Consider the following 1,063-nt stretch of genomic DNA (forward strand, 5'->3'; position numbering starts at 1 on the left):
GCTGGTCGCTGCCGGCCTGTTCTACCTCGCACTGACCATCCCGCTCACTCACCTCGTCAACTACATCGACCACCGACTACGCACCGGCCGCGCCGACAGGTCCGGCACTCTCGATCCGGTGGAACAATCCATCGTCGTGGAAGGAGGATAGGGCTATGGCCTTCTCCGTCACTGGCACCAACCTGCACCTGGCCTTCGGCAACAACCGGGTACTGCGAGGTGTGGACCTCCACGTCGATGCCGGTCACACCGTCACCGTGATCGGCCCGTCCGGCTCCGGAAAGTCCACACTGCTGCGGGTGCTCAACCGGCTGCACGAACCCGACCAGGGTGACATCCTCCTCGACGGCACGTCGGTACTGAAAGACAATCCGGACAAACTGCGGCAGCGCATCGGCATGGTGTTCCAGCACTTCAACCTGTTCCCACACAAGACCGTCGCCGACAACATCGCCCTCGGACCGCGCAAGCTCAAGGGGATGAAAAAGGACGAGGCGCGATCGCTGGCGCTCGAGCAACTCGAACTCGTCGGACTCGCGAACAAGGCCGATTCCCGGCCCGGCAATCTGTCGGGCGGGCAACAGCAGCGCGTCGCCATCGCGCGAGCCCTGGCCATGAAGCCCCAGGTGATGTTCTTCGACGAAGCCACCTCCGCCCTCGACCCCGAACTGGTGAAGGGCGCCCTCTCGCTCATGGCCGACCTTGCCAATGGCGGCATGACGATGGTCGTGGTCACCCACGAGATGGGTTTCGCCCGCGAAGTATCCGACACCGTGCTGTTCATGGATCACGGTTCCGTCGTCGAGACCGGTAAGCCCGATCAGCTCTTCGACAAACCGGAAACCGAACGGCTGCAGCAGTTCCTGTCTCAAGTGCTGTAGGAGTCGTCTGGCGAACGGGAAGTGCAGCCGTGGATCATCCGTCCAGGGAAAACCTCGCTACCCGGGGCTAGGCTTTTCGCCATGTTCGCATACGCCGGAGCGAAGGTTCGTGTACTGGTCGCACTGCTGCTCACAGCCGTGCTGGCACTGACCCTGGCATCGTGCTCGAGTGACGAAAGTTC

At 62.7% G+C, this 1,063-nt stretch carries 1 protein-coding gene and 1 pseudogene; both read left to right on the forward strand.

Translation table 11 applies throughout. The annotated features are described in order from the left end of the window. Positions 1–151 (forward strand): annotated as a pseudogene (locus RM2_RS25535) (amino acid ABC transporter permease); the annotation flags it as partial. A 4-nt stretch (positions 152–155) separates the two neighbouring features. Then, a complete protein-coding gene (locus tag RM2_RS23210) occupies positions 156–881 on the forward strand; it encodes an amino acid ABC transporter ATP-binding protein (RefSeq protein ID WP_072691783.1) in 726 nt (241 codons plus the stop codon). Positions 882–1,063 lie beyond the last annotated feature (182 nt).

Origin of the sequence: Rhodococcus marinonascens NBRC 14363 (assembly GCF_001894885.1) — a bacterium.
Lineage (GTDB): Bacteria > Actinomycetota > Actinomycetes > Mycobacteriales > Mycobacteriaceae > Rhodococcus_F > Rhodococcus_F marinonascens.

Excerpts from the sequence above, each read along its gene's own strand:
- RM2_RS23210 (WP_072691783.1), top strand. The coding sequence starts at position 156 with ATGGCCTTCTCCGTCACTGGCACCAACCTGCACCTGGCCTTCGGCAAC.